General features: G+C 33.5%; 1 protein-coding gene. It reads left to right on the top strand.

The genetic code is table 11. The features are described from left to right. Positions 1–976 (top strand): IS4 family transposase (locus Xhom_RS25005; RefSeq protein WP_145957528.1); only part of this gene is annotated, 976 nt, incomplete at both ends.

Genomic DNA, 976 nt, shown 5'->3' with positions numbered 1-976 from the left:
ACCACTTCCGCAATATAATCCTATCTCTGCTTCATCGATGTGCGAAGCCAGAATAAAATTACCTGATGATGCTATTAAAACTATAAACAAAGATATCGTATCTGTCTGGGAGAAGGATTCTCGTTCAACAACATGGAAGGGACACCGGCTTTTTGCTATTGATGGTTCAAAACTAAATGTTCCCAGAAAACTTATCAATAATGGCTATCGGGTCACGCAAAAAACATCCAGATATTATCCCTATGCGATGATGAGTTGTCTTTATGATATATTGAATTCAATTATATATGATATTGAATTTGTTAATCATAATAACGAGAGAGCTTGTGCAGAAAAACACTTTAGATATCTAGATAGTGATGCTGTCGTTATCTTAGATAGGGGGTATTTTAGTTATTATATGTTACATCAAGTGATAAAAAATAATTTGAATGCGATATTCAGAATACAGGAAGGTAATAGAAACAAAGTGATTAGAGACTTTTCTAACAGCCATTGCGATGATGCTATTGTGACATATAAACCATCAGATGCAGTAAAGTCAGACCTTAGAAAAAGAAAACTTCTTTTTGAATTCCCGACTATAACGTTACGGCTAATAAAGTATTTTCACGAAGATGTTAAATATATTCTCGCTACAACTTTACTTGAACAAGATTATTATGAGGTAAAAGATTTTAATGACTTATACCATCAACGATGGGAAATAGAGGAATTATATAAACTATCCAAATCAATTCTGTGCATTGAAGATTTCCATTCACATAATGAAAAAGGAGTCAAACAAGAGCTTCAGGCGCATGTATTATTACTTAACCTGACAAGGATATCGGAAAATTATTTTAATCACAGAAACGGTGATGATGTGAGGGATCGTGTCGATAACAAGGAGAGCCTGGATAAAAAACAGAAGCTGAATTCAAAAAACTGTTTGTTTTTTGTCGTCAAACATCTCCCTCTACTAATACAAGGTAAG

The organism is Xenorhabdus hominickii (genome assembly GCF_002632725.1).
GTDB lineage: Bacteria > Pseudomonadota > Gammaproteobacteria > Enterobacterales > Enterobacteriaceae > Xenorhabdus > Xenorhabdus hominickii.
Note: the sequence above shows the minus strand (reverse complement) of the source record. Positions and strands in the feature narration are given on the sequence as shown.